The sequence below is a fragment of the Alteraurantiacibacter palmitatis genome, from assembly GCF_037154115.1.
GTDB lineage: Bacteria > Pseudomonadota > Alphaproteobacteria > Sphingomonadales > Sphingomonadaceae > Alteraurantiacibacter > Alteraurantiacibacter palmitatis.
In genome coordinates, this window is record NZ_JBANRO010000004.1 from 252,307 (window position 1) to 277,673 (window position 25,367).

The following is a 25,367-nucleotide window of genomic DNA, read 5'->3' on the forward strand; positions in this document are numbered from 1 at the left end:
TCATGCGGGAAATCATTTTCGACACCGAAACCACCGGGCTTGATCCGCTGAGCGGAGACCGGCTGGTGGAAATCGGCTGTGTCGAAATGGTCAACCGGGTCACGACGGGCCGCACCTTTCACGCCTATTTCAACCCGCAGCGCGATATGCCGCTGGAGGCCGAGCGGGTGCATGGCCTGTCCGCCGCGTTCCTTTCCGACAAGCCGTTGTTTGCCGATATGGCGGGCGAATTGCTCGCTTTCCTCGGCGACAGCCTGCTGGTGGCGCATAACGCGCAATTCGATTTCGGCTTCCTCAACGCCGAACTTGTCGCCTGCGGGCGCGAGGCGATTGTCATGGAGCGGATGGTGGACACGCTGGCGATTGCCCGCCGCCGCCATCCGGGCGCGAAACATTCGCTTGATGCGCTGTGCGCCCGGTATGGCGTGGATCGCAGCCACCGCGTGAAGCACGGGGCGCTGCTCGATGCCGAATTGCTGGCGCAGGTTTATGTCGAATTGATGGGCGGGCGGCAGATCGGGCTGGAACTGGCGGGCGAAGTGGTTGAGGCCGTGGCTGAGGTGCGCAGCTTCACCCCGCGCACCGGGACATTCCGCCCTGCGCGCCCGCATTCCGCCTCGGCCGAGGAACTAGAGCGGCACCGCGCCTTTCTTGAATCGCTGAAGGCGCCGTTATGGCTTAATTAGGTCCCAATCGGGTCCTATATGAGGAGAGGCGGGTCGACCGGCCCGCACCAGGAAGGAGAAAATATCGATGGAAATCCGCGTTTCGGGCCATCAGATGGACACTGGCGCAGCCTTGCAGGATCATGCGGCGGAACGGTTGGGCAGTATCATCGAAAAATATTTCAGCCGGGCGCTTTCCTCCGCCGTTACCTTTGGCAAGGCACCCAGCAATGCCTTTGATTGCGACATCGTGCTCCACGTCAATCATGGCCTGATCCTGAAAAGCCACGGCAGCGCGCACGATGCGCACCAGGCGCTGGAACAGGCGGCGGACAAGATCGAAAAGCAGCTGCGCCGCTACAAGCGCCGCCTCAAGGACCGTCACGAACAGGCGGCCCATGCGCAGGCGCAGGAAGAAGCGGCCTATACCATCTTCGCTTATGAGGAGCCGGAGGTCGAGGCGGAGGACGAAGTGCTGGTTGATGCCCCGCCGGTGATCGCGGAAACGCGGGTGGACATTCCCGAAGTCACCGTTTCGGATGCGGTCATGATGCTCGACCTGCGGCACACCAACGCGCTGTTCTTCAAAAATGCTGGCACGGGACGGCATAATATGGTCTACCGCCGCCACGATGGATCGATCGGCTGGGTCGAACCGTCCTGACCGTGCGGGACTGCGACAGGCCCGGTATCGGCAGTCTGCGCGAAGTGGCGCAGTGTTTTTGCCATATATCAAGGTCTTTGGCGGATAATTGATAATTGCCGCTGATCCGGGCCTAACTCCCCCCTGCCCCCCTCAAGAGAATGTGACATGGATGCACTCTTCGCGATCAAGCCCGAATCGGTGGCGATCATCAGCGCCGATTCAAAGCAGGCGATCCTCGATAAGCTGAGCCAGCTTTTCGCGGCAGCCTGGGGCCTCGATGCCGGGCAGGTGCTCGAACTGCTGGAGGAGCGGGAAAAGCTGGGCAGCACCGGCTTTGGCCGCGGCGTGGCTATTCCCCATGCGCGGATTTCCGGCATATCGCGCCCTGTGGTCGCCCTGATGCGCCTGCGCCATCCGGCCGATTTCAACGCCGCCGACGGCTTGCCTGTCGATCTTGTGGTCGGCCTTCTGTCCCCTGAAAACAGCGGCGCGGGCCATCTGCACGCGCTGGCGGCGATTTCGCGCATGATGCGCGACGAGGATATGCGCGACGCGCTGGCCGATGCGCCCGACGAGGAGGCCATTTACGGCCTGCTCACCAATGTGTCCGACCGCGATGTGGCCTGATCCGGGCCTCCGGTTCGCCTAGCAAGGCCAGCATGGACGAGGCACGGCTTCCCGCGCACCTGGAAGTTTCCGGCCTGATCCGGGCGGTGGATGCCGCTGGCGGCTTTGGCACGGTGATCGCCAAGGGAGAGCGTGACGCCGGCACATTGCTGGTCATCTGTTGCGAAAGGGGCACAAATGCCCAGGCTTTCGAGCGTATGCCGCAGGTTGACGGGACGCGCAAATGGACCCGCGTGAAGGTTCAAGACCCTGAAAATCCGGACGAATTTTCTGCCTATTGCGAGCGCCGCCGCGCGCAGGATCCGGATCTGTGGGTGATTGAACTGGATATCGCGAATGCGGAACGTTTCATCCTTGCGAATGAAACCAATGGTTGACTTGCCAATTGTGGCGGTTATGTGGCCGGCGACTTCCCAAGCGTAGGCCATCGCGCCAAGGAGCAATTCCGCTCTTTGCGATGGCACGTAGACGGGGGGCAAACCGGCAGGTTCCCTGTTTCAGGGTTCACGCGCTTCGGGCTGTGCTCATATCAGCGCGCCCGTCCGGCCTGTGTCAGGTTTCCCACCGCCCTGAGCATTTTCATGGATGGCTCGCTTTACCCCCCGCGCCGGGGCCTTTGCTGCGGCTGCGTTTCTGATTGCCCTTGGTTCGGGCACCGGCCTTTCGGGCGCTTTCGCCCAGGACCGCATGACCTCCCTTCCCGCCCCCAGTGCCAGCGCGCTGCCGGAACCAGATGGATCCGCCGCCGATACAGGGCCGGATATTCGCCAGGATATTCGTTTCGTATCCGAAACCGTGGTGCAGCCTTTGCCCGCTTCGGACACGGGCATGGCGCCTGTCGCGCGCATCGATGCCCCCTCGCTCGATGCTCTGGTGGCACGCATCCCGGCCGAGGACGCGCTTTCCGCTGAAATGACCTGCCTTGCGCAGGCCGTCTATTTCGAAGCGCGCGGCGAGCCGCTGCACGGCCAGCTTGCCGTGGCCCGCGTGGTCATCAACCGCGCCGCCTCGCCCCGCTTCCCGGATGATTACTGTGCGGTGGTCAAGCAGCCGGGTCAGTTCTCCTTCGTGCGCGGCGGTGCGATTCCCGCGCCCAACGCATCCACGCTCGCCTGGTCGCGCGCCAAGGCGATTGCCCGCATCGCGCATCAGGATCTGTGGGACAGCCAGGTGGGCGAATCGCTGTTCTTCCATGCCAGCCATGTGCGCCCTTCATGGGCTGGCCGGCGGGCCAGCGTCGCACGGATCAGCCGGCACATCTTCTACAAGTAAGGGGGCGGCGGGCTGCGGCCCGCTCGCCCTGCGCCGGTCAGTCGCGCAAGTTCACCCAGACAGGCGCGTGATCGCTGGCCTTTTCCCGGCCGCGATATGCCTTGTCGACGCCGGCCGCCACCAGCCGGTCGGCGCAGGCGGGGGACAGCAGCAGGTGATCGATGCGAAAGCCGTGATCGCGCTGCCACGCGCCCGCCTGGTAATCCCAATAGGTCCACACGCCCCCGCGCGGGTTGAGCGTGGCAATGGCATCGGTCCACCCGTCATTCAGCAGGCGGGCATAGGCATCGCGCGATTGCGGCTGCATCAGCGCATCGTCGGCCATGGCCTTGACTGACCAGACATCCTGATCGGTAGGGATGACGTTGAAATCGCCCAGCACCACAGCCGGAATTTCCGCCGCCAGATGCGCGGCGCAGCGTTCGCGCAGGCGCTCCATCCAGGCCAGCTTGTAATCGAATTTGGGGCCGGGCTGCGGATTGCCGTTGGGAAGATAGAGATTGCAGATACGTATCCCCTGCACCTCGGCCTCGAGATAGCGCGCCTGTTCGTCCGCTTCGTCGCCCGGCCACTTCATTTCTGGCAGGCCGCGCTGCACCTCCACTGGCACCTGCCCGCGTGCCAGAATGGCGACGCCGTTGAAGCTTTTCTGCCCGTGCCAGATGGCGTGATAGCCGATGGCTTCGAAATCGGCGGCGGGAAAGCCATCGTCCTGCGTCTTGATTTCCTGCAGGCAGGCAATATCGGGCCGGGTTTCGTCCAGCCATTCCAGCAGGCGCGGCAGCCGCGCCTTGATGCCGTTGATGTTGAAACTGGCGATTTTCACCCGATCAGATGCCGAAGCTGGAACCGCAGCCGCAACCCGATGCCGCCTGCGGATTTTCCACGCGGAATGCCGCCCCGCCCAGCGATTCGACGTAATCGACCTGTGCACCGGCCACCAGATCGAGGCTGACCGGATCGACCACCAGCTGCACCCCGTCGGTTTCGCTCACCAGATCGTCGGGCGCGGGGCCATCGTCCAGTTCGAACTTGTATTGAAAGCCCGAACAGCCACCGCCTTCCACCGCGAGGCGCAAGATGGGCGGCTTGCCCTGCCGCGCGGCAATCACCGCCACGCGCGCGGCGGCGTTCTTCGTCAAGGTCAGTTCCTGTGCCATAGGCGAGATGTAGGGCGTCACGCGTCCCGGCTCAAGCGATCCGGCTCAGGCGTGGGTGATATATTCGCGCATCGCTTCGGCCTCGGCCTCGATCTGTTCGATGCGGTGCTTTACCAGATCACCGATCGATACGAAGGCCAGCAGCCGCCCGTCTTCCACCACGGGCAGATGGCGGATGCGCCGCCGTGTCATCAGCGCCATGGCCGACAGGGCATCCTCATTCTGGCCGATGGTAATGGCGGGCGCGGTCATCACTTCGCCCACGCTGAGATCAAGCGCGTCCCCGCCGTGCTTCGCCACGCAGTGGAGCAGATCGCGTTCGGAAAAGATTCCCGCCACGCGGCTGCCATCCATTACCGGCATGGCCCCGATGCGCTTTTCTGCCAGCAAGGCGGCCGCCTTGCGCACGCTGTCCTTGGCGGTGCAGCTGACGATTTCCTGTTCGCGGCCTGCGATGATTCGTCCGATAGACATTGGCCTTTCTCCTCATTCCCGCAGCCATCATGCCACGCTTTGCCGAGTCTGGCCAAATCGCAGCGCACAAGGGCGCCCGCCGCAGTTCCTTTGTGCTGCGTTGCATCCGCGCGCGCAGGAGTGCATGGGAGGCGGATGCCCTACCGTTCGCCCCTCGACGATCCGCACACAGCCGCCCATGCCTGGGCCCGCTACCGGCGGTTGATGCGCGGTATGTTCATGCTCACCACCGCCACCGTGATCGTGGCGCTGGCCTTGCTTTACCGCGAAGTGGGCATGGTATCGGTGCACTTTTTCATCGCCACCGCGCTGGGAATTGGCGCGGCGATGCTGTTGATGAGCGCGCTGATGGGGCTGGTGTTCCTCTCCAGCGGCACCGGGCACGACGAGGCGGTGGAACAGGCGGATGAGGCCATCCATCCCAAACCCGAGGATTTTCAGTAGATTTCTAGAGCCCGTCCGGGGCCTTTCGCGGGCTGTGCAGGCGGTATTGCTCCACCGGCTTGCCGCCAATCAGATGCTGCTGGATGATCTCTTCCAGCACGGCCGGCGTGCACGAATGGTACCAGACGCCATCGGGCCAGACCACGGCGATGGGGCCGCCCACGCAGATTTGCAGGCAATCGGCCTTGGTGCGCTGCACCGTTCCGCGCGGGCCGACCAGCCGCAGTTCCTTCAGTCGGGTTTTCAGGAAGGCCCAGCTTTCCTCCCCCCGCGCCCGCGAGCAGCATTTCTGCTTTTCCGACAGGGCGCACAGGAAGATGTGGCGGGCAATGCCGTCGCCGCCGATCAGGCCATAGGCGCGCGCGGCCTGCGCGGCCGCGGCCTGCGTTCCGCTTTGGGGGAGTGAATCGTTCAGCGTTGCTTGCCGGCGATGCGGGCGATTTCCGCTTTGACCAGCCGCTCCACAATGCCGGGCAGGTGCGTATCCAGCCATTGCGCCAGCATGGGGCGGAGCATTTCGCGCACCAGCCCTTCGAGCGAGGTTTCACCCGAACGCACAATGCGCGGCGCGGCACCGGGTTCGGCCAGCATCGAAAGCGCGGCGAGCGACTGGCGCATGGCATTGGCGGCTTCGGATGTGGTCAGAGCTTCCTCTGCCTCCTCCGCCAGCGCGGACAGATCGAGCACGTCGTCATCATCCTGTTCCGCCAGCGAGGCGGCCGCGCGGGGGGTGACGCCGTCATTCTCGCGCCGGCGGCGCACGGCCTCGGCGCTGTCGCGGTTGTCGCGCGCGATCACCTTCTTGATCGATTCGAGGATTTCCTCGACCGAGGGTTCGCCTTCGTGCCGCATATTGCCTTACCCCCCCTCTCGAACCTGTCTTGGCCCCACACTCGATCAGTTGGCGGAGATTTCGCCGTCCTGCGGGCCGATGTCAACGGTGCGCGTGGCGCGGGGCAGCGGTTCGGGATCGCGCTGCCAGTCCCACACCTGCCCGCGCACCCGGTCGTAATTCACCACCGGATCATACAGCGGGCCATTGGCATCAAGACCCAGATCGCGCGCTTCGGCCCGGCCCATTGCGGCGAGCAGGTTGAAGCCCGCCACATATTCGTTGCGGCGCGCCGTTACCAATTGCACGCGGGCGGCCAGCAATTCCTGCTCGGCATTCAGCACGTCGAGGATCTGGCGGTTGCCGATGGTGTTTTCGGCGCGCACGCCTTCGAGGCTGAGTTCAGCCGCATCAACCGCGGCCTGCGTGGATGCGATGATGGCATTGGCCGCGCGCCAGTTCTGCCAGGCGGCGCGCACCTGTGCGAGCACCTGCCGTTCGGTGCCGATGGCCTGTTCCAGCGCGGCGAGCGCCTGCTGCTGCGCCTGCCGCTGCTGCGCGGCCACGCGCCCGCCCTGAAACAGCGGCACGGTCACGCGGATGCCGGCCTGCGCGCTGGTGTTCACCTGTTGTGCCGTGCCTGCGCCGGGAATGGCGCCCAGCGTGCCCAGAAAGTTCTGATAGCCGCCGGTGGCAAAGGCTTCGAGACGGGGAAGTCGTCCGGCCCCGGCGACGCGCACGTCAAAGCCCGCAGCCTCGGCCCGCTCGCGCGCGGCGATGAGGTCAGGATTGCTCGCCAGCGCCAGCTCTTCCGCGTCGTCCACGCTGGCGGGCAGGCCCGGAAGCGGCGGCGGGGGTTGCAGATCGGACGGAGCCTGCCCCACCAGCGCAATGTAATTCTCGCGCGCGATCGCCAGATTGGCCTGCGCCGTGCGCAGATCCGCGCGCGCCAGTGCCAGCCGGCTGGCCGATTGCGCAACATCGGTGCGCGTCAGGTCGCCGATCTCGAACCGGTCGCTGGTGGCTTGCAGATTGACTTCGAGCACGGCGACATTGCCCGCCGAAAGCGCTGCAACCGCCTCGCCCCGGATCACGTCCATGTAAGCGGCCACGACCTGTGCGAAGATTGCGCTTTCGGTGCTGCGCAGATCGGCGCGGCCCGCCTCGATGCGGTTTTCCGCCGCCAGAATGCCGTTGCGCACGCTCCCGCCCGAAAACAGCGGCACGCCAAGGTTGAGATTGGCCGAGAGCGAGCGTTCGGGGGCGATGAAGCTGGCCGAACTCTGCTTCAGGAACTCGGTCAGATTGCCCGAAAGATCGGCCGAAGGCAGGCCCGCGGCGCGCTGGATCACCACGCTTTCATCGGTGGCGCGCAATTGCGCGCGGGCGGCCTGCAATTGCGGGTTGCTGGCATAGGCCTGCGCCAGCGCCTCGCGCAGCGTATCGCCCATGGCAGGCGGCGTCACCAGCAGCGAAGCGCAGGCAAGGGCGGCCGCCTTCAGGCCCGTGATCGCTGCCTTGCGGGCCATGCTCAGAAGCTCCAACCCTTGGGTTTGTCAAATTCAGGCAGGCGCGGAACGCCCATTTCGGCCAGCTTGAGGAACACGATCTGTCCGCCCGCCTTGCGTCCGCGCGCAACGCTGGTGATGCCGTTTTCGACAAGCCCCGTTACCACGCGACCATTATCCGCCAGCCGTTTTGCCAGCGAATCGGGCATCTGCTCGATCGCGCCGTCGATTACGATCAGATCGGCCTTGCCTTGCCCTCGTGGTGTGGCCAGCGCCTCGGCCGGGGTCAGCACCGTCAGCTTCGCAACCAGCGGGCGCAGCACTTCGGCCATGTAGCCGCTGCCGCCATCGACCAGAATGGCGGTTTCGTGGGGCTGCGGCGCGGCTTCCTGCACCATCGTGCCATTGACCAGCGGCGCGGCGAGGAAGCGGCCATCGCCCAGCGGCACGGCGCGGTCCATATAGGCGAAATCGCGGGCTGCGGCGGGCACGAAATCCTCGCGCGGGACGGCGCGCATCCGGGCGATCGTGTTCACTTCGGTCACGCCGCTGGTGCGCAGCTGGCTGTCGATCATCGCCTGGCGTGCAGCAGCAAAACCTTCAGCGGTAGTCTGGGGGGATTCGAGCAGGGTCACCGTTTCGTTTCTCTCGTCTCTCTTGCCGGAGCGTGCCTTAAGCGTAAGAGGGCCTGTCGCCAAGGGAACTTTCGCGTATGGCCCTACCCGGCATTGGCACAGGGCAATAGCAGGCCAAAGGGCCAAGGCGTGTCGAAAATTGTATCAGCAGGAGTCAGGCTTCGATGAACGGCATCACCATCATCCGCGAGGACGACATTATCGCCAGCGTGGCCGATGCGCTGCAATACATCTCCTATTACCACCCGATGGATTACATTCAGGCGCTGGGCGAGGCGTACAAGGCGGAGCAGGGCCCGGCGGCCAAGGACGCGATCGCGCAGATCCTGACCAACAGCCGGATGTGCGCCGAAGGGCACCGGCCGATCTGCCAGGACACCGGCATCGTCAATGTCTTCATCAAATGGGGGCAGGATTGCCGGCTGGAATCGGACCGCGATCTGCAGGACGTGGTCGATGAAGGGGTGCGCCGCGCCTATAATCTGCCGGAAAACAAGCTGCGCGCCTCGGTTCTGGCCGACCCGGCCTTCACCCGCCGCAACACGCGCGACAACACGCCCTGTGTGCTGAGCGTCGAAATGGTGCGCGGCAACACCGTGTCGATCGATGTCGCGGCCAAGGGCGGCGGCAGCGAGAACAAGAGCAAGTTCAAGATGATGAACCCGTCGGACAATATCGTCGACTGGGTGCTGGAACAGATTCCATTGATGGGCGCGGGCTGGTGCCCGCCGGGTATGCTGGGCATCGGCATTGGCGGCACGGCGGAACATTGCATGAAGCTGGCCAAGCTTTCGCTGATGGAGCCGATCGACATGGCGCAGCTGAAAGCTCGCGGGCCGCAAAACGATATCGAAAAGCTGCGGATCGAGATCTACGACAAGGTCAATGCGCTGGGCGTGGGCGCGCAGGGGCTGGGCGGGCTGTCCACCGTGCTCGATGTGAAAATCCTCGATTGGCCGTGCCATGCCGCGGGCAAGCCGGTGGCGATGATCCCCAATTGCGCCGCCACGCGCCACGCGCATATCACGCTCGACGGCAGCGGCCCCGCTTTCCTGCCGCAACCCGATCTCGACGCCTGGCCCGATGTGCAGTGGGAACCCGATGTGGCGGCCAAACGCGTCGATCTCGACAATCTCACGCGCGAGGAAGTGACCAGCTGGAAGCAGGGTGACCGCTTGCTGCTCAACGGGCGGATGCTGACCGGGCGCGACGCGGCGCACAAGCGCATTCAGGATATGCTGGCGCGCGGAGAGGAACTGCCGGTCGATTTCCGCGGCCGCGCAATCTATTATGTCGGCCCGGTCGATCCGGTGATGGGCGAAGTGGTCGGCCCTGCCGGCCCTACCACCGCCACGCGGATGGACAAGTTCACCGACATGATGCTCGATCTCGGTCTGCTGGCGATGATCGGCAAGGCGGAGCGCGGGCAGGGCGCGGTCGATTGCATTGCCAAGCACAAGGTTGCCTATCTGATGGCAACAGGCGGCGCGGCCTATCTGGTGGCGCGCGCCATCCGCGAATCGCGCGTCGTCGCGTTCGAGGATCTGGGCATGGAGGCGATCTACGAATTCACGGTGAAGGATATGCCGGTGACCGTGGCCGTGGACAGCGAGGGCAATAATGTCCACCGCCTTGCCCCGCTGCATTGGCAGCGGCGCATCGCGGAGGAAGGGCTATTGAACTGACCTTCTCGATCAAGCGCTGATACGGCCCGACAAGTGCCGGTGCGGCTCTGGAATTGCCGCGCCGCTGCGGGCATGGTGGCGCGATGGAGGATGGGGCCACACCGCAGGATCACGCACGCGTGCCGTTTCGCACGGTGCTTGCCTCGATTCTGGGCCTGTGGCTCTGCTATGTCATCCTCACCACGCTGCGCGGCGAGCTGGTGGATTTGGGCTTCACCACCGAAGCCTTCTGGCGACGCGTGCTGGCATCGGGCGCGGGCGCGGTGATTACGCTGGGCCTGTGGCTCATCCTGCGGCTGTTCGATGCGCGCGCGCTGTGGGTGAAGATCGGCGCGGCGCTGATCCTGTCGCTGCCCGTCGCGCTGCTGATCGCGCAGGCGAACCAGCTGGTCTTTGCCTCGATGGAGCAGCGCGTCTTTGCCCGCGCGGCCGAGCAGCGCGGCTTTTATGTCTACCGCGACCAATCGGGCGATCTGCTGGTGGACATTCCCGCCAGTTCCATTCCCGGCCCGCCCGCAGGAAGCGGCGGCGGAACGGTCACCGTGCCGGCCGAGCGGCTTCAGGCGACCTATTGGCAGGAGGTGATCGAGGTTGCCTATGGCCGCTATTTCATGATGCTGGCCTGGTGCGCGCTCTATCTGGCGCTGCTGACGGGGGAGAAGGCCCGCGCGGCGGAACGGCGCGAGCAGGAGTTCCGCAATGCCGCGCGCGCGGCGGAACTGCGATCCTTGCGCTATCAGGTGAACCCGCATTTCCTGTTCAATACGCTCAATTCGCTCTCCGCGCTGGTGCTGACCGGCAAGATCGACAGCGCCGAACGGATGATCCAGATGCTGAGCCATTTCTACCGCCGCAGCCTGGCGAACGATCCCACCGCCGATGTGCCGCTGGCCGAGGAAGTGGCCCTGCAACGGCTCTATCTCGATATCGAGGCGGTGCGCTTTCCGCAGCGTCTGGTGGCCGAATATGCGATTCCTGCCGATCTGGAGAACGTGCTGGTGCCGGGCATGATCCTGCAGCCGCTGGTCGAGAATTCGGTGAAACACGCGGTGGCACCCAGCTCTGCCCCGGTGCGCATCACGATCACCGCGCGCGAGGAATACGGGCGTCTGGTCTTGAGCGTGGCCGATAACGGACAGGATGCGGAACACAGCGCGACGCAGCGCAAGGGTTTTGGCATCGGTCTTGCCAATGTGCGCGAACGGCTGGCGGCGCGGTTCGGGCGCGCGGCGACAGTGGTATCCGGGCCCCTTGGCGCTGATGCGGGCAGCGGTTACGCGACCCAGCTGCGCCTGCCGCTGATCCGCAAGGCGGCGCCAATCCCGGCAATTCATCCCGCCCAACTGCTGGAAACAGCCAAATGAGTGACGCCGCATTGTCTTTGCGCACGCTGATTGTCGATGACGAGCCGCTGGCGATCGAGCGGATGCAGGTGCTCTGCGCCGAACTGCCGGGATTGCAGGTGGTCGGCACCGCCAGCGACGGGCGCGCGGCCCTGCGTCTGGTGGAGAAGCTGGCGCCCGATCTGCTGCTGCTCGACATGACCATGCCAGACCTCGATGGCCTCGGCGTGGCGCGCGAACTGGCGGCCGCGGCTGCGGGGCAAGGGCGCGCCCCCGCCGTCATCTTCGTCACCGCGCACGAGGATTTTGCGGTCGAAGCCTTCGACCTTGATGCGGTGGACTATGTGCTCAAGCCGGTGGGGGCGGAGCGGCTGGAACGCGCCATTGCCCGCGCCCTGGAACGGCGCAGCGCCCGGCCGGCAACCCCCGCACCCGCACCCTGGCAGTCCGAATTCTGGGTGCCGCACCGCTCCGAATTGCTGCGCATTGATGTGGGCGATGTGCACCGCATCGATGCCGAGCGCGATTATGTGCGCCTCTATGTGGGCGCTTCGTCCTATCTGCTGCTGCAGACGATTGCCGGGCTGGAGGCGCGGCTTGATCCTGAACGCTTCATCCGCATCCACCGCTCCACCATCCTGCGGCGTGACATGATCCGTTCGCTTCGTCACGAAGGGCTGGGCGTCTGGTGCGTGGAATTGCCCGATGGCGACGCCTTGCGCATTGGCCGCACCTATCTGCGCCGCGTGAAAGCGATGGCCGGACGCTGAGCGGGGCCGGGCCTCCAGCGGGCGCTGGACACCAAGAAGGGCGCCCTTCGAAAAGAGCGCCCTTCCCCCGTCGGCAGGCTGCGGCTTGGGGGCAATCAGCCCGCGCGGGTATTGTCTGCAATGATCTGCGCGAAATGTTGTTCCATCTCGCGCTTGGTTGAACGGTAGCATTCGCGCGATTCGCGGGTCATGATGTTCGAGCCGAGCTGGCGTTCGCCCACGCCGCAGACCTGGCGCGCGGCGTTGTCGATGCGGCGACCGAGTTCGGCGCGGCCTTCCACGCTCGACAGGTCGAGATCGCGGTGAGTGACGGCGGTGCTGCGCGTATCCCGCTGCTGCGCGGCGGCGGGGCTGGATATGGCGAGCATGGCGGCAAGTGCGGCGCAAAGGCTGATCGATGCGGTCTTGAACATGGGTTTCTCCTTCTTGAATTCTCCCCCCTTCCAAGAAAGGGCATCCGCGAAAATCCATTCGCGAAAAGGTTGCGCCGCAACCGGTGGGACTGGTGCGGCGGCGGCGCAGATGGAGGAATAGGGAGCCGCGCGCCGTGACGCGCGGGCCGCTCGACCGGGTGCGCGCGCGGGTCGACAAGCGCGGTGTGCGCCCGACAAACTGCTGCATTCTGCCCGACGAATGACTTTCCCGGCGCAAGGATTTGCCAGATGCGCCGCCGGACGGCATGGCTGCGCGATGGCCGTTGCAATCGTCTTCCTTCTCGGCATCGCCAATTTCGCCCTGCACCGTGCCGTGCTGGACAGCGACCACCCGGCCGTGCGCGCCTTTACCGGCGGGCGCGGCACTGCGGGCCGGGGCCGCGTGACCTTGCTGCTGGAATTTGCAGTGCTGGTGGTGGCGATGGCGGCCACCTGGCGCAGTGGCGCCTGGGCCTTTGCCTATGCACTCTACACCGCCTGCAATGCGGGCAGCGCCTGGGCCATCCTGACGCGCCGGATGTAAGAGGGGCCGGATGTGAGAGGGGCTGCGGGTAGCGCACAGCCGCCGCTTTCTGCTAACGCCCATGTTGCATGACCCGCCCGCTTTGCCTGTTCCACCTCAGCGATGTCCATTTCGGGCTGGAGGACGCGCGGGCGCTTGAATGGGTGAAGGCCGAGATTGCCGCGCGGCGTCCTGATGCCGTGGCGATTACGGGCGACATCACCATGCGTGCACGGCCCCATGAATTCGCGGCGGCGGAGCGCTGGATCCACAGCCTGGATGTGCCGGTGACGGTGGAGCCGGGCAATCACGATCTGCCCGGCTATCACCTGCCCTCGCGCTATCTCAACCCGCTGGGCCGATTCCGGGCCTTTCGTGAAGTGGTGGAGCGCCGGATTGAGCTGGCCCGGCCCGGTATTTCCGGCATTGCGCTGGTGCCGCTCAACAGCAATGTGCCCGCGCAGCCGCGCTTCAACTGGTCGAAAGGCTGGATCAGCGGCCGCGCGCTGGCGGATTGCCTGGCGCAGATCGATGCGCTTCCGGCGGGGATGCGCGCGCTGGTCACCGTGCACCATCCCCTGCGCGAGGCGGGAACCCACGGCACCGCCTTGACCCGCGGCGGGGCGGCGGCGCTGGCCGCGCTGGCGCAGCGGAAGGTCGTGGGCGTGCTTTCGGGCCATGTCCACGATGCCTTCGACCTCATGGAACCAACGCCGCACGGGCCTGTCCGCATGATTGGTGCGGGCACGCTGTCACGCCGCCTGCGCACAACCCCTGCCAGCTTCAACGAACTGGCGTGGGATGGGGCGCAGCTCACGGTGACCGTGCGCAATCTGGCCGGTCTCGACAGCGCGGCCATGCAGATTGGCGAGGTGCCTGCTGATGCGGAGCCGCCCGGTGCTGCGAGGGGCGATGCGTCCTCGGCATAAGTAACGCTGCGGAGGCGGGCACCTTTTCCGAAACCGTGCGTTGAAGCGCGCATGGCCCACAAAATTCTGGTGGTCGAGGACGACCTGCTCAACCGGATGTTCTATTACGAGGCGCTGTCCGCCCGGGGCCATGAGGTGTGCCTGGTGGATGACGGCGCGCGCGTAATGGCCGAAGCGTCGCGCTTTGCGCCCGACCTCATCACCATGGATATCCAGCTGCCAAGCATTTCGGGCCTGCGCCTGATCCGTCTGCTGCGCCGGGATGTCCAATTGTCGCAGATCCCCATCGTCGCGATCACCGCCTTTGTCGGGCAGGAGGAGGAAGCGCGGGTGCGCGGGGCTGGCGCCTCCGCCTTTCTTACCAAGCCGGTCAGTATGGACCAGCTTGTCGGCACGGCAGAGACGCTGCTGGCAGACAGCGCGGCCACGCGTCCCTGAACAGGCGCGGCCTGATGCAAAAAGGGGCGGCCCTTGGTGGACCGCCCCCTTGTGCCTGGCCTGAAAGGAAACGCCTTAACGCTTCGAGAACTGGAAGCTGCGGCGTGCCTTGGCGCGGCCATACTTCTTGCGTTCCACCACGCGGCTGTCGCGGGTGAGGAAGCCGGCGGCCTTGATGACGCCGCGCAGCGCGGGTTCATACTTGGTCAGCGCCTGGCTGATGCCGTGCTTGACTGCACCGGCCTGGCCCGAAAGACCGCCGCCCTTGACGGTGGCGATCACGTCATACTGGCCTTCGCGTTCCGAAATGGAGAAGGGCTGGTTGATGACCAGGCGCAGCGTGGGGCGTGCGAAATAGGTTTCCTGGTCGCGGCCGTTCACGGTCACCTTGCCGGTGCCGGGCTTCAGCCACACACGGGCCACGGCGTCCTTGCGGCGGCCGGTGGCATAGGCGCGGCCCTGCGCGTCCAGTTCCTGCTCGCGCAGGGGGGCAGCGGAGGCAGCGGGGGCAGCCGGGGTATCGACCGCAAGCGAGCTCAGATCCGACAGGTCGGACACGGTGTTGGTTTCATCGGCCATTATGCGGCAGCCTTGTTCTTGCGGTTCATCGAGGCAACATCGAGCACTTCGGGCTGCTGGCCCGCATGGGGATGCTCGGTGCCGTTATAGAGGTGGAGCGCCTTCATCTGTGCGCGGCCCAGCGGCCCGCGCGGGATCATGCGTTCCACGGCCTTTTCCAGCACACGCTCGGGGAAGCGGCTGCCCAGCACCTTTTCAGCGGTGACCGCCTTGATGCCGCCGGCATAACCGGTGTGCTTGTAATACACCTTCTGGCCCAGCTTGTTGCCGGTGAAGCGCACCTTGTCGGCGTTGAGGATGATCACGTGATCACCGCAATCGACGTGCGGGGTGTAGCTCGGCTTGTGCTTGCCGCGCAGGATATTGGCAACGATCGTGGCGAGGCGCCCAACGACCAGCCCTTCGGCATCGATCACGTGCCACTTCTTTTCGACCTCGGCCGGCTTGATCGACCGGGTCTGCTTGGAGAGAGCCTTCATGGCCTGGATTTCCTTGTTACGCGAATCTGTCGCGCGCAGGGCAATGTGCCCCGAGCGAAGGCGCGTCCTTTGTCGGCAGGGCCACGATAAGTCAAGCAATTGTGCGGGTTTGCGGAGAGGTAAAATAATACCTTTGCCAAGCCTGCGGGCTTGTCTGCGCCTATTCCAGCGGGAACAGCGCCCACATTTCGACGCTGCGGCGCTCATCTCCGGCAAGGCTGGTGACCACTTCGCGCCGTGCCTCGCGCATCAATCCCGTGCCGGGATCGCGCGCGGCTTCGAAAAGGGTGCGCACTTCTCCGGCATCACCCCAGGGAAGGGTGATCGTCTCGCGCGCCTCGCGCCTGCCATTGGCGGGGGCAAACAAGTCCCGGGGCAGTTGCGAAGTGAGGCTGGCGCCCGCCGCTTGAATTGCCCCCAGCGCGAGGCCGGCTTCTGCGGCGTCCTGCGGCAACTGCGCGTGCGCCTCCCTCAGGCTCCTCACAAGCTGCTCGTTTTCCGCAATGCTCGCGCCTTCCTCGATGAAGCCGGCGTGATTGAGCAGGAGCGGGAACAGGGTGTTGTCCACCCGATCCTCCTCCAGCGCGGCAAAACGGGCGAGTGCCGCAGGGGCGCTGGCGCGGACCGCCACCTGCTCGCCAGCCACTTCGAATCCGGTGCCACGCGGCAGGAAGTGCACCGCGTATTCGCGCGTCACCGTGAAGATCGCCCCGCCCGCCATCTGCCGCTCCAGTGTGCGACGGTAGAGCATGGTGCACGAAGGCGGGGCAATCGCAGCCGCGATGCTATCGGTCTGGGCTGCCAGAGCGGGGGAGCGGCTGGCCAGCACGGGAAGAATCGCTGCCGCTGCGGCCAGCCTCAGCATCCCGCGCCGATCGCTGCTGAACCCTCGTCCCCCCGTCATATCCCGGCTCATCGCCCTTTGGCTTTCATATCAGGCAGAACGCCTGCCGCATCCGTTGCTGTTCAAGACCCCCCAAGATCCGCCAGCCAGCTTGCCGTGGCCGGGGGAAACGCATCGGCTTCCCATATCATGATCGCAGGGCTTGTATAGGAATGCAATTGGGCAAGCCGCGCGGTCATATCGGCCCGCAGGCGCGGGTGTGTCTTGAACAAGACGCCCATTTCGGTCGATTCCTGCCGCTCGCCCTCCCACCGGAACAACGAGGTCATCGGACCGATCAGATTGGCGCAGGCAACCAGTTCTTCGTCCAGCAGCGCGCCGGCCACTCGCCGCGCCTCCTCCTCAGCGGGGAAAGGGCACCAGACCAGCAGCCCCCCGCTCATTGCCGCAACGGCGCGGGAGCTGCGAGAACCTCGCGCTGGCCCAGGCGGTGCGCACCCCAGGCAAAGGATGCCACCAGCAGGGCGCCCACCACCTGATGCGCCACCGCCAGCCACAGCGCCACCCCGCTCATCACCGTGGCGATGCCCAGCAACACCATCGTTCCGAAAGCCGAATGGATATAGACCGAAGCGCGCCGATCGCCCGACCGTTTCACCGCGCGCGCCAGCACGATCAGCGCGGCGACCGCGACCCACGCCCACCAGCGATGCAGCCAGTGCAGCAGGAAGGGATCATGCGTGAGCGTATAGAGAAATCCCGCATCCCAGCTCAATTGCGGCAGGAACTGCCCGCTCATCAATGGCCAGGTGTTCGAGGCGTGCCCGGCATTGAGGCCCGCCACCCAGGCGCCCAGCAACATCTGCACGAACACGACTGCCAGCACAGCCAGCGTCAGCCCGGTCAACCGCGCGGGCCGGGCGCCGGGATTGCGATGCAGCACCAGCAGGTCGCGCGCGGTCCATACCAGCCCGCCTAATGTAAACAAGGCGGTCAGCAGGTGGATCGAGAGCCAGAAATGCGACACATCGGTCATCTCCTCGTTCAGGCCGGAGCGAACCATGAACCAGCCAAACGCCCCCTGCAGGCAGACCAGTGCGAACAGCGCGACAAAGCGCGGCTTGTAGCCTTGCGGGATCGCCCCCTTGGCCCAGAAAAACACCATCGGCACCAGCAAAGCGAGGCCGATCACGCGGCCCAGCAGGCGGTGAACCCACTCCCAGAAATAGATGAACTTGTAATCGTCCAACGTCATGCCGCGCGGGCCGGCTTCGTGCATATATTCGCCGATCTGCTGGTAGGCTTCGAATTCGGCCTGCCATTGCTCCTCGCTGAGCGGGGGGAGCGTTCCAGTCACCGGACGCCAGTCGGTGATCGACAGGCCGCTTTCAGTGAGCCGGGTGATTCCGCCCACGGCCACGATGAAGGTGACGAGCGCGGCCACCGCGAACATCCAGCGCGCCAGCGTCAGCGGGGTGTAACGGCGGGCCTGGGCAACCGGGGGAGAAGAGAGCGAAGCTGTCGACATAGGCGCGATGTGCGCCCAGCCTGCCTGAATCGCAAGATGGCTTTTCGCCTGCACACTGCCGGAAATCGGTCTGCGCGGCCGGAAAAACCTTGCGCCATGTTACAGCATTACATACATCGGCGCGGATGCTCGGATCACTCTTTCCCCGGATTCGCGACCAGGTGCAGACCTTCGCGCAAGACCGCCTCGACCGGGTGGGCGTGTTGCTGTCGTGCCTGTGCCTGGTGCATTGCGTGCTGGGACTCGTGCTGGTGGCCGGGCTGGGGATGGGGGCGACCTTCCTGCTCGATCCTGCGATTCACAAGGTGGGCCTCTTGCTGGCAACGCTTGTGGCAGGCGTGGCGATCGGCGTGGGCGCGGTGCGCCACCGGCGGCCCGGCCCCTTTGTCGTGGCGATGACCGGGCTCAGCTTCATGGGCGCCGCCGTGGCGGTGGGTCACGGCTATGAAGAAGCGGTGCTGACCGTGATCGGCGTGGTGCTGGTCGCGGCGGGGCATATCCTGAACTTGCGAAAAGCCTGACGCACGCTATCTCCCGCCCATCATGAGCGATGCGGCCGTCCTTTCCATCACTGTCAACGGCGAACCACGCCGCACCACCGCGGCCACGATTGCCGATTTCGTGCGCGAACTGGGACTGAAAGTCGCCAAGGTGGCGGTGGAGCATAACGGCGTGATCGCGCCGCGCTCCACGCTGGAGGATGTGCGCCTCGCCGAGGGCGACGTGCTGGAGATCGTGCATTTCGTGGGCGGCGGCTGAACGCTCCTTCCCCGAACACCCTTGTCCTGCCGCGCCGCTGCCGATACCGCCAATGCCATGACCGATTCTGCAACCGACAGCTGGACCGTGGCCGGCCGCACCTTCACCTCGCGCCTGATCGTGGGCACAGGCAAATACAAGGACTTTGCGCAGAACGCGGCGGCGGTGGAAGCCAGCGGGGCCGAAATCGTGACCGTGGCGGTGCGCCGGGTGAACATCTCCGATCCGACCCAGCCGGTGCTGATGGATTACATCGATCCCAAGAAGATCACCTATCTGCCCAACACCGCCGGATGCTTCACCGCCGATGACGCGATCCGCACCTTGCGCCTGGCGCGCGAGGCGGGGGGCTGGGATCTGGTCAAGCTGGAAGTGCTGGGCGAGGCGCGCACGCTCTATCCCGATATGCGCGAAACGCTGAAGGCCTGCGAGGTGCTGGCGAAGGAAGGCTTCAAGCCGATGGTCTATTGCGTGGACGACCCCATCGCGGCGAAGCAATTGGAGGATGCGGGCGCGGTGGCGATCATGCCGCTGGGCGCGCCGATTGGCAGCGGCCTTGGCATCCAGAACAAGGTGACGATCCGCCTGATCGTGGAAGGCGCGAAAGTGCCCGTGCTCGTCGATGCAGGCGTGGGCACCGCATCCGAAGCAGCCGTGGCGATGGAGCTGGGTTGCGATGGCGTGCTGATGAACACCGCGATTGCCGAAGCGCAGGATCCGGTGCGCATGGCCCGCGCCATGCGCCATGCGGTGATTGCCGGGCGCGAGGCCTATCTGGCTGGCCGGATGAAAACGCGCAAATATGCCGATCCTTCCAGCCCGCTTGCCGGATTGATCTGAATCGCGGCTTCTGCGCCCCGCCCGATTCCGACGGGCGGGCGCGTAAACCGGTCTTTAACCATGTTCGCGCGATGATCGGCCCCGCAACCCGCAGGAGGCCGCTCATGGCTCGTTCGCAGACAACCTCGCCCAGCATTTGCGAAATGCGCGAATTTGCCGGTTTTGCGCCGGCGGAACAGCGCTACATCACCCGCGCGCTCGATGTGTTCATGGGCCGGGGTGATGCGTTTCGGGATTGGTCTGGTGAATCAGGTGGCAGCGCGGCGATCCGCGCGCAATACATCGCCTACCGCGAATTGCGCGGCCTGGGCGCAGCGATACCCGCCGAGGCGGCGATCGATACGGCCCTGGGCAATTTCATGGGCGTGCTGGTGAAAATCACCGCGCAGGATCTGGCGCAGGAGCAGATCGAAAGCTTTTCTGCTTACCGCTTCTTGTACGAACGAATGCTGGGCGCGGGCGTGCGTCCGTTCCTGCCGGCCGCCTTCTGCGGTGCTGCCGCGCTTCCGCAGATCCGCCCCTGTCGCCGCAAGATGCTGCTCCAGTCGCTGAGCGAGGCGGCGGCCACCGCGCCCGCCTGGTCGGACCGGCAGCCCGCCTTCTTTCCCGAACGCATTACCGACGAGGCCGCCTGATAGGCCGATCAGCGCGGCAGGACATTCAGGATTGCACGGGCAATTTCGCGTTCGCCCATCACCACATGATTGGCGCCGGTCTGTTCCAGATGGGCGACTTCGGCGTCCGAGTGGGCGCGGGCAATGATGGTGAGGGCAGGGTTCAGCTCGCGGGCAAGCTGCGCCACTGCTCCGCCTTCGAAGCCTTCGGGAATGGCGATGATCAGGCTCCGCGCCTCAGCAATTCCGGCGCTTGCCAGAACGGTTGGATCGGCGGCGTTGCCATGGATTGCCACGCGGCCCGATGCGCGCGCGGCGGCCGCATTGTCGCTGTCATCCTCGATAACCACGATCTCGCCCTTGTGCTCGGCGGCAATGCGGCTTCCCACGCGCCCGTGACCGACCAGAATCGTATGGCCGGGCCTGGGTTCGACGGCGGGCGCGATTTCCTTCACCGCCTCGCTTAGCCGGGCGGAACCTTTTCGTCCCGCCACCGCGCTGAAGATGAAGGGGTTGATCAGGATCGACAGGATCGCGCCCGCCAGAATCAGGTCGCGTCCTTCGCTGGGCAGGATGTTCAGCTGTGTGCCCAGCCCGGCAAGGATGAAGGAAAACTCCCCGATCTGCGCAAGGCTTGCGGCAATGGTCAGCGCAGTGGTGTTATCATGCCCGAATGCGCGCACGATGGCCCAGGCCGCGATCGATTTGCCCACCACGATGATCAGCACCGTCAGCAGCACGGGCAGCGGCTGCTCCAACACCGTATTGGGATCGAACAGCATCCCCACCGATACAAAGAACAGCACGGCAAAGGCATCGCGCAGCGGCAGAGTTTCCTCGGTCGCGCGGCGGCTGAGATGCGTCTCGCCCAGGATCATGCCCGCGAAGAAGGCACCCAGCGCAAAGGACACATCGAAGATCAGCGCCGCACCATAGGCGACCCCCAGCGCGATGGAGAGCACGGCAAGCCGGAACAATTCGCGCGATCCGGTATGCGCGGTCCAGTGCAGCGCGGCGGGGATCACCCGTTTGCCGATTACGAGCATCAGCGCGATGAAGCCGCCCACCTTGGCGATTGTCAGGCCCAGCCTTGCCACCACATTCGCTTGTGCATCGGGATCGCCCGAAAACAGACCCGCCAATGTGGGCAGCAGCACCAGCGCCAGCACCATGGCAAGGTCTTCCACGATCAGCCAGCCGATCGCGATGCGCCCGCGCTGCGTCTCCACCAGATTGCGCGCCTGCATCGCGCGCAGCAGCACCACCGTGCTGGCAACCGAGAGGGCAAGACCAAACACCAGCCCCGCCGCCAGCGACCAGCCGAGCCACAGCGCCAGCGCCGTTCCCAGCGTGGTGGCGGTCGCAATCTGGAGAATGGCGCCAGGCACCGCGATGCGGCGGACGGACAGCAGATCGCGAAGCGAGAAATGCAGCCCCACGCCGAACATCAGCAGGATCACGCCGATTTCGGCCAGTTCGTTGGCAAGCGCCGCATTGGCGACATAGCCCGGCGTGAACGGCCCCACCAGTACGCCGGCAAACAGATACCCCGCCACCGGCGATACGCGCAGGCGATGCGCAATCGCGCCCATGATGAAGGCGGCAACCAGGCCAGCGACAATGGTGCCGATCAGCGGCGTGTGATGGGGCATTGATCCTCTATTGGCAGAAAACTCCCTGCCAATATGGAAGAAAATCGGTGCTTGTCACCCGCGCATCTGGCCGAAACTGCCAGAAAAGGGGGCGATCAATACAGCGCGTCGAGCCTTTGCTGATAGACCGCGCGGATAGGGTTGCGGCGGATCTTCATTGTCGGGGTCATCTGCCCGTTATCGACGCTGAACGGCTCATCCGCCACCACGAAGCGGCGCACCTTCTCGATCACGCTGAGTTCCTGGTTGGTGCGGTCAACCGCCGCCTTCAGCGCCTTCACGAAAGCCGGATTTTCGCGCAAGGCGGCGATGTCGCCTTCTGCCCCGTTATCCTTGGCCCATTGTTTCATCCACTCGGCATCGGGCACGATGAGGGCCACCATATGCGGCCGCTTGTCGCCGCTGACCATGGCCTGCGCGATTTCGGGCTGGAGCGTGAGCATCCCTTCCAGCTTTTGCGGGGCGATATTGTCGCCCTTGTCGTTGACGATGATGTCCTTCTTGCGGTCGGTAATGACGATGCGGCCCTTGGCATCGATATGCCCGATATCGCCGGTGTGCAGCCAGCCATCGGCCAGCGCGGCGGCGGTCGCTTCGGGATTCTTCCAATAGCCTTTCATCACCAGTTCGCCGCGCACCAGGATTTCCCCGTCATCGGCGATCTTCACCTCCACCCCGCGCAGAGGGGGACCGACGGTGTGCAGAGCGATGCCGGCGCCCGGATAATTGCACGAGACGACCGGCGCGCTTTCGGTCTGGCCATAGCCTTGCAGCATGGTGAGGCCCATCGCCTGGAAAAAGCCGCCGACTTCGGGATTGAGCGGTGCGCCACCCGATACCAGCGCCTTGATCCGCCCGCCAAAGCGCGCGCGCACCTTGGGACGGATCGTGGCATTGAGCAGCAGGCCAACCAGCCCGTCCTTCAGCGATTTGCGGCCCGCAATCTGCCGTTCGCCCAGATGGATCGCGCGTTCGAGCAGGAATTGCGCGGCAGCACCCTGCTTTTCGACGCCCTTGATGATCTTTTCGCGCAGGATTTCAAACAGCCGCGGCACCACGATCATGAAAGTGGGCCGCGCTTCTTCCAGATTGCTCGACAGCTTGTCGAGCCCTTCGGAAAACCAGATATCCGCGCCAAGGCCCAGCGGCAGATAGAGGCCGGCGGTGTGCTCCAGCGCATGGCTGAGCGGCAGGAAGGAGAGGAAGCGCTCCTCCTCCCAGCCGAAATCGTCCGCCAGCACATGGCCCGCCGCATCGACATTGTGCAGGATCGCGCCGTGGTGCAGCATCACGCCGCGCGGGGAACCACTGGTGCCGCTGGTGTAGATGATGCAGGCGATATCGTCGCGCGTGACCGCAGCGAGCCGCGCCTCCACCGCGCCGCGCGCGGCCACCGCATCGCCTTCCATCAAGGCGGGCATCTGGTGGATGGCGAAACTGCCGCTTTGCGATGTGGCAATCGGATCGATGGCGAGCAGATGTTCGGCCTGCCCCGATTTCAGCATGGCCGCGATCAGCGGTTTCGACAGCTTGTCTGTGGATACGATCACCATCCGCGCGCCGCTGTCATCCAGAATGTGGCAATGGTCGCCTTCGGTATTGGTGGTGTAGGCAGGCGTGGTGATGCCGCCCGCCGCCATGATGGCGAGGTCGGCCAGCGCCCATTCGGGCCGGTTCTCGGAAACCAGCATCACCCGGTCGCCAGGCCGGAGGCCCAGCTTCACCAGATTTTCGGCCAGCACGCAGACACGCCGCGCGGCTTCGGCATAGCTGATCGATTGCCATGCGCCGCCGGCCTTGGCGGTCAGGAAGGGCTTGTCGCCCTGTTCGTCGGCGCGCTGGAGGAACAGGCCCACCAGGCTCTTGGCATTCTCGATGTCCTGCAACTGCACCCTGGCGCACTCCCGTAAGGCTGCCGGATATTTCCGGTCCTGCGTTTCGGCAAGGAAACTAGGGAGGGGAAACGCTTAGGGCAAGTTTCCCGAAAGGATCATGGATGCACCGCTGCGCCTTCACTGCGCGGATCGGCCGCGCCTTGCCATGTGCCGCCCACAAACTGCGCGGCATTGGCCTTGAACGGCAGGCGGCGCGTCTGGAGGGTGTGGCCCAGCGCCTCTAGTTCGGCGCGGAAGGCCAGCAAGGGCGAATCCTCCTCCACCACAATGTCCGAACCCGGCGCATAAAGACCCGGCAGGCCGATCGCCTGTTCCACCGGCAGGCCCCAGTCGAGCACGCCGATCAGCGCCTTGGCCACCTGCACCGGGATCGTTGCTCCGCCCGCTGCGCCAACGGCCAGCACCAGCGCGCCATCGGGGCCATAGACCAGCGTAGGCGCCATCGAGCTGCGCGGCCGCTTGCCGCCTTCGACGCGGTTGGCAACCGCCACCCCGTCGCGCGCGGGGACCATGCTGAAATCGGTCAGTTCGTTGTTGAGGTAGAAGCCGCCATACATCAGGCCCGATCCGAACGGCCCTTCGATGGTGGAGGTATAGGATACCGCCGTGCCCCACTGGTCCACCGCGACGAAATGGCTGGTGCCATTTTCTTCAGGGCCAAAGCCGTCGGCGGCAATCGCCCGCATACCGGGCGGAGTGCCGGCCGCCACGCTCGCCATCCGCGCGGTGGCGGATATCAGCGCGCCGCGCTCGGCCAGATAGTTTGCGTCCATCAACCCCGCCATCGGAACGGAAACGAAATCGCCATCGGCCAGATACCGTTCACGATCGGCATAGGCGAGGCGCTGGCTTTCGGCGAAAAGATGCCAGCTGACTGGCGAATCCGGCCCCAGCGCGGCGAGATCGAAACGCTCCAACTGCTTGAGCACGGCAAACACCGTGGTCGCGCCGGAAGAGGGCGGGCCCATCCCGCAGATGCGGTATTGGCGGTAGGTTCCGCAGGGACTTTCGCGCCACACGGCGGAATAGCTGGCGAAATCAGCCGGGGTGACTGCGCCTTCGTGCGGCGTGGCCTCGGCCATCACCGCCGCCATCCCGTCGGCCATCGGCCCTTCGTAAAAGGCGCGCGGGCCTGCGGCGGCTAGCTGTTCCAGCGTGGCGGCGAGTTCGGGCATGGTCACGCGCGCGCCAACGGGCAGTGGGTCGCCTGCCGCGTCATAGAACATGGCCCGGCCTTCGGGTGTGTAGGCGGCGCGGTTCTGCGCCGAAACCAGAAATTCGCGGAAGCGCGGGGTGATTTCCCACCCCTCCCGCGCCAAAGCGATGGCGGGCTGGAACAGGGCAGCCCAGGGCAGTGTGCCGTAACGGTCATGCGCCTCTGCCGCGAGGGCGATATTGCCCGGAACGCCCACCGAAAGCCCGCTCATCACTGCTTCCATGAAGGGGCGGGGCGTCCCTTCGGCGGTCAGGAACCATTCGGGCGTGGCGGCGGCAGGCGCTGTCTCACGCCCGTCGAGTGTGATGACCGCACCATCAGGCGTGCCGCGCACATAGAAGCCGCCCCCGCCAATGCCGCTGCTTTGCGGTTCCACCACGGTCAGCGCCAGCATGGTGGCAATCGCCGCATCGGTGGAGGTGCCGCCCATGCGCAGCATCGCCGCTCCGGCTTCAGCCGCGCGCGGATCGGCGGCGCTGACCACACCGGCAAAGGGCGCGGTTGTGGCCGTTTGCAGCGGGGTTTGGGTAGTCGCGGCGCAGGCGGCCAGCGCGAGCGGGGCAAACAAGAGGGCCAGTTGGCGGGCAAAACGCATCG

32 protein-coding genes are annotated in these 25,367 nt (G+C 65.3%); 16 read left to right on the top strand and 16 right to left on the bottom strand.

Translation table 11 applies throughout. The annotated features are described in order from the left end of the window. The first annotated feature begins 2 nt into the window (after nucleotides 1-2). The 5 genes from dnaQ (at nucleotide 3) to WFP44_RS06505 (ending at nucleotide 3,210) form a co-directional block, all read left to right on the top strand. Nucleotides 3-686, top strand: a complete 684-nt coding sequence (dnaQ, locus tag WFP44_RS06485) for a DNA polymerase III subunit epsilon (RefSeq protein ID WP_336925595.1) — start codon at nucleotides 3-5, stop codon at nucleotides 684-686. Between the two features lie 67 nt (nucleotides 687-753). After that, complete coding sequence (gene hpf, locus WFP44_RS06490; protein WP_336925596.1) at nucleotides 754-1,329, top strand: ribosome hibernation-promoting factor, HPF/YfiA family; 576 nt, start codon at nucleotides 754-756, stop codon at nucleotides 1,327-1,329. 147 nt (nucleotides 1,330-1,476) lie between these two features. Continuing rightward, on the top strand, nucleotides 1,477-1,938 hold the full coding sequence (locus tag WFP44_RS06495; protein ID WP_336925597.1) for a PTS sugar transporter subunit IIA: 462 nt from the start codon (nucleotides 1,477-1,479) through the stop codon (nucleotides 1,936-1,938). Nucleotides 1,939-1,970: 32 nt separating this feature from the next. Beyond that, nucleotides 1,971-2,315: a DUF1491 family protein gene (locus WFP44_RS06500; protein ID WP_336925599.1), complete on the top strand. Its 345-nt coding sequence runs from the start codon at nucleotides 1,971-1,973 to the stop codon at nucleotides 2,313-2,315. A 208-nt stretch (nucleotides 2,316-2,523) separates the two neighbouring features. Beyond that, nucleotides 2,524-3,210: a cell wall hydrolase gene (locus WFP44_RS06505; RefSeq protein WP_336925600.1), complete on the top strand. Its 687-nt coding sequence runs from the start codon at nucleotides 2,524-2,526 to the stop codon at nucleotides 3,208-3,210. Between the two features lie 37 nt (nucleotides 3,211-3,247). On the opposite strand, the gene xth is transcribed toward WFP44_RS06505, so the two are convergent. Genes xth through WFP44_RS06520 form a run of 3 tightly spaced genes read right to left on the bottom strand, consistent with a single transcriptional unit; the run spans nucleotide 3,248 to nucleotide 4,844 of the window. Further along, nucleotides 3,248-4,036 carry an exodeoxyribonuclease III gene (xth, locus tag WFP44_RS06510; protein WP_336925601.1) on the bottom strand — a complete coding sequence of 263 codons (789 nt, stop codon included), beginning with the start codon at nucleotides 4,034-4,036 and terminating at the stop codon, nucleotides 3,248-3,250. 4 nt (nucleotides 4,037-4,040) lie between these two features. Next, entirely contained in the window at nucleotides 4,041-4,370 is a 330-nt protein-coding gene (erpA, locus tag WFP44_RS06515; RefSeq protein WP_336925602.1) for an iron-sulfur cluster insertion protein ErpA, read from the bottom strand. Between the two features lie 45 nt (nucleotides 4,371-4,415). Continuing rightward, complete coding sequence (locus tag WFP44_RS06520; protein WP_336925603.1) at nucleotides 4,416-4,844, bottom strand: CBS domain-containing protein; 429 nt, start codon at nucleotides 4,842-4,844, stop codon at nucleotides 4,416-4,418. A 135-nt stretch (nucleotides 4,845-4,979) separates the two neighbouring features. Between WFP44_RS06520 and WFP44_RS06525 the strand changes: the two genes are divergently transcribed. Further along, nucleotides 4,980-5,288, top strand: a complete 309-nt coding sequence (locus WFP44_RS06525) for a hypothetical protein (RefSeq protein WP_336925604.1) — start codon at nucleotides 4,980-4,982, stop codon at nucleotides 5,286-5,288. 4 nt (nucleotides 5,289-5,292) lie between these two features. Here the strand turns inward: WFP44_RS06525 and WFP44_RS06530 are convergent, their stop codons facing one another. Genes WFP44_RS06530 through WFP44_RS06545 form a run of 4 tightly spaced genes read right to left on the bottom strand, consistent with a single transcriptional unit; the run spans nucleotide 5,293 to nucleotide 8,263 of the window. Further along, on the bottom strand, nucleotides 5,293-5,703 hold the full coding sequence (locus tag WFP44_RS06530) for a (2Fe-2S) ferredoxin domain-containing protein (RefSeq protein WP_377922614.1): 411 nt from the start codon (nucleotides 5,701-5,703) through the stop codon (nucleotides 5,293-5,295). Then, nucleotides 5,700-6,140, bottom strand: a complete 441-nt coding sequence (locus tag WFP44_RS06535) for a DUF2497 domain-containing protein (RefSeq protein ID WP_336925605.1) — start codon at nucleotides 6,138-6,140, stop codon at nucleotides 5,700-5,702. The genes WFP44_RS06530 and WFP44_RS06535 overlap by 4 nt, the downstream gene beginning before the upstream one ends. A gap of 45 nt (nucleotides 6,141-6,185) precedes the next feature. Next, nucleotides 6,186-7,649 carry a TolC family outer membrane protein gene (locus WFP44_RS06540; RefSeq protein WP_336925606.1) on the bottom strand — a complete coding sequence of 488 codons (1,464 nt, stop codon included), beginning with the start codon at nucleotides 7,647-7,649 and terminating at the stop codon, nucleotides 6,186-6,188. 2 nt (nucleotides 7,650-7,651) lie between these two features. Beyond that, on the bottom strand, nucleotides 7,652-8,263 hold the full coding sequence (locus tag WFP44_RS06545) for a protein-L-isoaspartate O-methyltransferase family protein (protein WP_336925607.1): 612 nt from the start codon (nucleotides 8,261-8,263) through the stop codon (nucleotides 7,652-7,654). Nucleotides 8,264-8,427: 164 nt separating this feature from the next. Between WFP44_RS06545 and WFP44_RS06550 the strand changes: the two genes are divergently transcribed. From WFP44_RS06550 to WFP44_RS06560, 3 genes are all read left to right on the top strand, one after another. Further along, nucleotides 8,428-9,948: a fumarate hydratase gene (locus WFP44_RS06550; RefSeq protein WP_336925608.1), complete on the top strand. Its 1,521-nt coding sequence runs from the start codon at nucleotides 8,428-8,430 to the stop codon at nucleotides 9,946-9,948. Nucleotides 9,949-10,031: 83 nt separating this feature from the next. Continuing rightward, nucleotides 10,032-11,312 carry a sensor histidine kinase gene (locus WFP44_RS06555; RefSeq protein WP_336925609.1) on the top strand — a complete coding sequence of 427 codons (1,281 nt, stop codon included), beginning with the start codon at nucleotides 10,032-10,034 and terminating at the stop codon, nucleotides 11,310-11,312. Continuing rightward, the gene (locus WFP44_RS06560) at nucleotides 11,309-12,061 is read left to right on the top strand and encodes a LytR/AlgR family response regulator transcription factor (RefSeq protein ID WP_336925610.1); all 753 of its coding nucleotides are present in this window, start codon (nucleotides 11,309-11,311) and stop codon (nucleotides 12,059-12,061) included. Before WFP44_RS06555 ends, WFP44_RS06560 begins: the two co-directional genes overlap by 4 nt. Before the next feature lie 95 nt (nucleotides 12,062-12,156). On the opposite strand, the gene WFP44_RS06565 is transcribed toward WFP44_RS06560, so the two are convergent. Then, the gene (locus WFP44_RS06565; RefSeq protein WP_336925611.1) at nucleotides 12,157-12,474 is read right to left on the bottom strand and encodes a UrcA family protein; all 318 of its coding nucleotides are present in this window, start codon (nucleotides 12,472-12,474) and stop codon (nucleotides 12,157-12,159) included. A gap of 277 nt (nucleotides 12,475-12,751) precedes the next feature. On the opposite strand from WFP44_RS06565, the gene WFP44_RS06570 reads away from it, so the two are divergent. From WFP44_RS06570 to WFP44_RS06580, 3 genes are all read left to right on the top strand, one after another. Further along, nucleotides 12,752-13,018: a hypothetical protein gene (locus WFP44_RS06570; RefSeq protein ID WP_336925612.1), complete on the top strand. Its 267-nt coding sequence runs from the start codon at nucleotides 12,752-12,754 to the stop codon at nucleotides 13,016-13,018. Between the two features lie 68 nt (nucleotides 13,019-13,086). Next, nucleotides 13,087-13,926 carry a metallophosphoesterase family protein gene (locus WFP44_RS06575; RefSeq protein WP_336925613.1) on the top strand — a complete coding sequence of 280 codons (840 nt, stop codon included), beginning with the start codon at nucleotides 13,087-13,089 and terminating at the stop codon, nucleotides 13,924-13,926. Nucleotides 13,927-13,977: 51 nt separating this feature from the next. Beyond that, nucleotides 13,978-14,364 (top strand): response regulator, encoded by a 387-nt coding sequence (locus tag WFP44_RS06580; protein ID WP_336925614.1) that lies wholly within the window; start codon nucleotides 13,978-13,980, stop codon nucleotides 14,362-14,364. Between the two features lie 75 nt (nucleotides 14,365-14,439). On the opposite strand, the gene rpsI is transcribed toward WFP44_RS06580, so the two are convergent. The 5 genes from rpsI to WFP44_RS06605 form a co-directional block, all read right to left on the bottom strand. Beyond that, on the bottom strand, nucleotides 14,440-14,943 hold the full coding sequence (gene rpsI / locus WFP44_RS06585; protein ID WP_336925615.1) for a 30S ribosomal protein S9: 504 nt from the start codon (nucleotides 14,941-14,943) through the stop codon (nucleotides 14,440-14,442). Further along, nucleotides 14,943-15,422 (bottom strand): 50S ribosomal protein L13, encoded by a 480-nt coding sequence (gene rplM / locus WFP44_RS06590; protein WP_336925616.1) that lies wholly within the window; start codon nucleotides 15,420-15,422, stop codon nucleotides 14,943-14,945. Before rplM ends, rpsI begins: the two co-directional genes overlap by 1 nt. Before the next feature lie 160 nt (nucleotides 15,423-15,582). Further along, complete coding sequence (locus WFP44_RS06595) at nucleotides 15,583-16,326, bottom strand: hypothetical protein (RefSeq protein ID WP_336925617.1); 744 nt, start codon at nucleotides 16,324-16,326, stop codon at nucleotides 15,583-15,585. Nucleotides 16,327-16,388: 62 nt separating this feature from the next. Then, entirely contained in the window at nucleotides 16,389-16,709 is a 321-nt protein-coding gene (gene cutA, locus WFP44_RS06600; RefSeq protein ID WP_336925618.1) for a divalent-cation tolerance protein CutA, read from the bottom strand. Then, a complete protein-coding gene (locus tag WFP44_RS06605) occupies nucleotides 16,706-17,794 on the bottom strand; it encodes a COX15/CtaA family protein (RefSeq protein WP_336925619.1) in 1,089 nt (362 codons plus the stop codon). The genes cutA and WFP44_RS06605 overlap by 4 nt, the downstream gene beginning before the upstream one ends. Before the next feature lie 125 nt (nucleotides 17,795-17,919). Here WFP44_RS06605 and WFP44_RS06610 point away from each other — a divergent pair, with 125 nt between their 5' ends. The 4 genes from WFP44_RS06610 to WFP44_RS06625 all read left to right on the top strand — a co-directional run bounded on the left by WFP44_RS06610 (nucleotide 17,920) and on the right by WFP44_RS06625 (nucleotide 20,028). Beyond that, on the top strand, nucleotides 17,920-18,315 hold the full coding sequence (locus WFP44_RS06610; protein ID WP_336925620.1) for a MerC domain-containing protein: 396 nt from the start codon (nucleotides 17,920-17,922) through the stop codon (nucleotides 18,313-18,315). Nucleotides 18,316-18,337: 22 nt separating this feature from the next. Beyond that, nucleotides 18,338-18,553, top strand: coding sequence for a sulfur carrier protein ThiS (gene thiS / locus WFP44_RS06615; RefSeq protein WP_336925621.1), 216 nt, complete (start codon nucleotides 18,338-18,340; stop codon nucleotides 18,551-18,553). Nucleotides 18,554-18,610: 57 nt separating this feature from the next. After that, the gene (locus tag WFP44_RS06620) at nucleotides 18,611-19,393 is read left to right on the top strand and encodes a bifunctional sulfur carrier protein/thiazole synthase protein (protein WP_336925622.1); all 783 of its coding nucleotides are present in this window, start codon (nucleotides 18,611-18,613) and stop codon (nucleotides 19,391-19,393) included. 104 nt (nucleotides 19,394-19,497) lie between these two features. Then, on the top strand, nucleotides 19,498-20,028 hold the full coding sequence (locus WFP44_RS06625) for a hypothetical protein (protein ID WP_336925623.1): 531 nt from the start codon (nucleotides 19,498-19,500) through the stop codon (nucleotides 20,026-20,028). Nucleotides 20,029-20,036: 8 nt separating this feature from the next. Here the strand turns inward: WFP44_RS06625 and WFP44_RS06630 are convergent, their stop codons facing one another. The 3 genes from WFP44_RS06630 to ggt all read right to left on the bottom strand — a co-directional run bounded on the left by WFP44_RS06630 (nucleotide 20,037) and on the right by ggt (nucleotide 25,365). Continuing rightward, complete coding sequence (locus tag WFP44_RS06630) at nucleotides 20,037-21,659, bottom strand: cation:proton antiporter domain-containing protein (protein WP_336925624.1); 1,623 nt, start codon at nucleotides 21,657-21,659, stop codon at nucleotides 20,037-20,039. Between the two features lie 95 nt (nucleotides 21,660-21,754). Then, the gene (locus tag WFP44_RS06635) at nucleotides 21,755-23,551 is read right to left on the bottom strand and encodes an AMP-dependent synthetase/ligase (protein ID WP_336925625.1); all 1,797 of its coding nucleotides are present in this window, start codon (nucleotides 23,549-23,551) and stop codon (nucleotides 21,755-21,757) included. A 98-nt stretch (nucleotides 23,552-23,649) separates the two neighbouring features. Next, complete coding sequence (ggt, locus tag WFP44_RS06640) at nucleotides 23,650-25,365, bottom strand: gamma-glutamyltransferase (protein ID WP_336925626.1); 1,716 nt, start codon at nucleotides 25,363-25,365, stop codon at nucleotides 23,650-23,652. Nucleotides 25,366-25,367 lie beyond the last annotated feature (2 nt).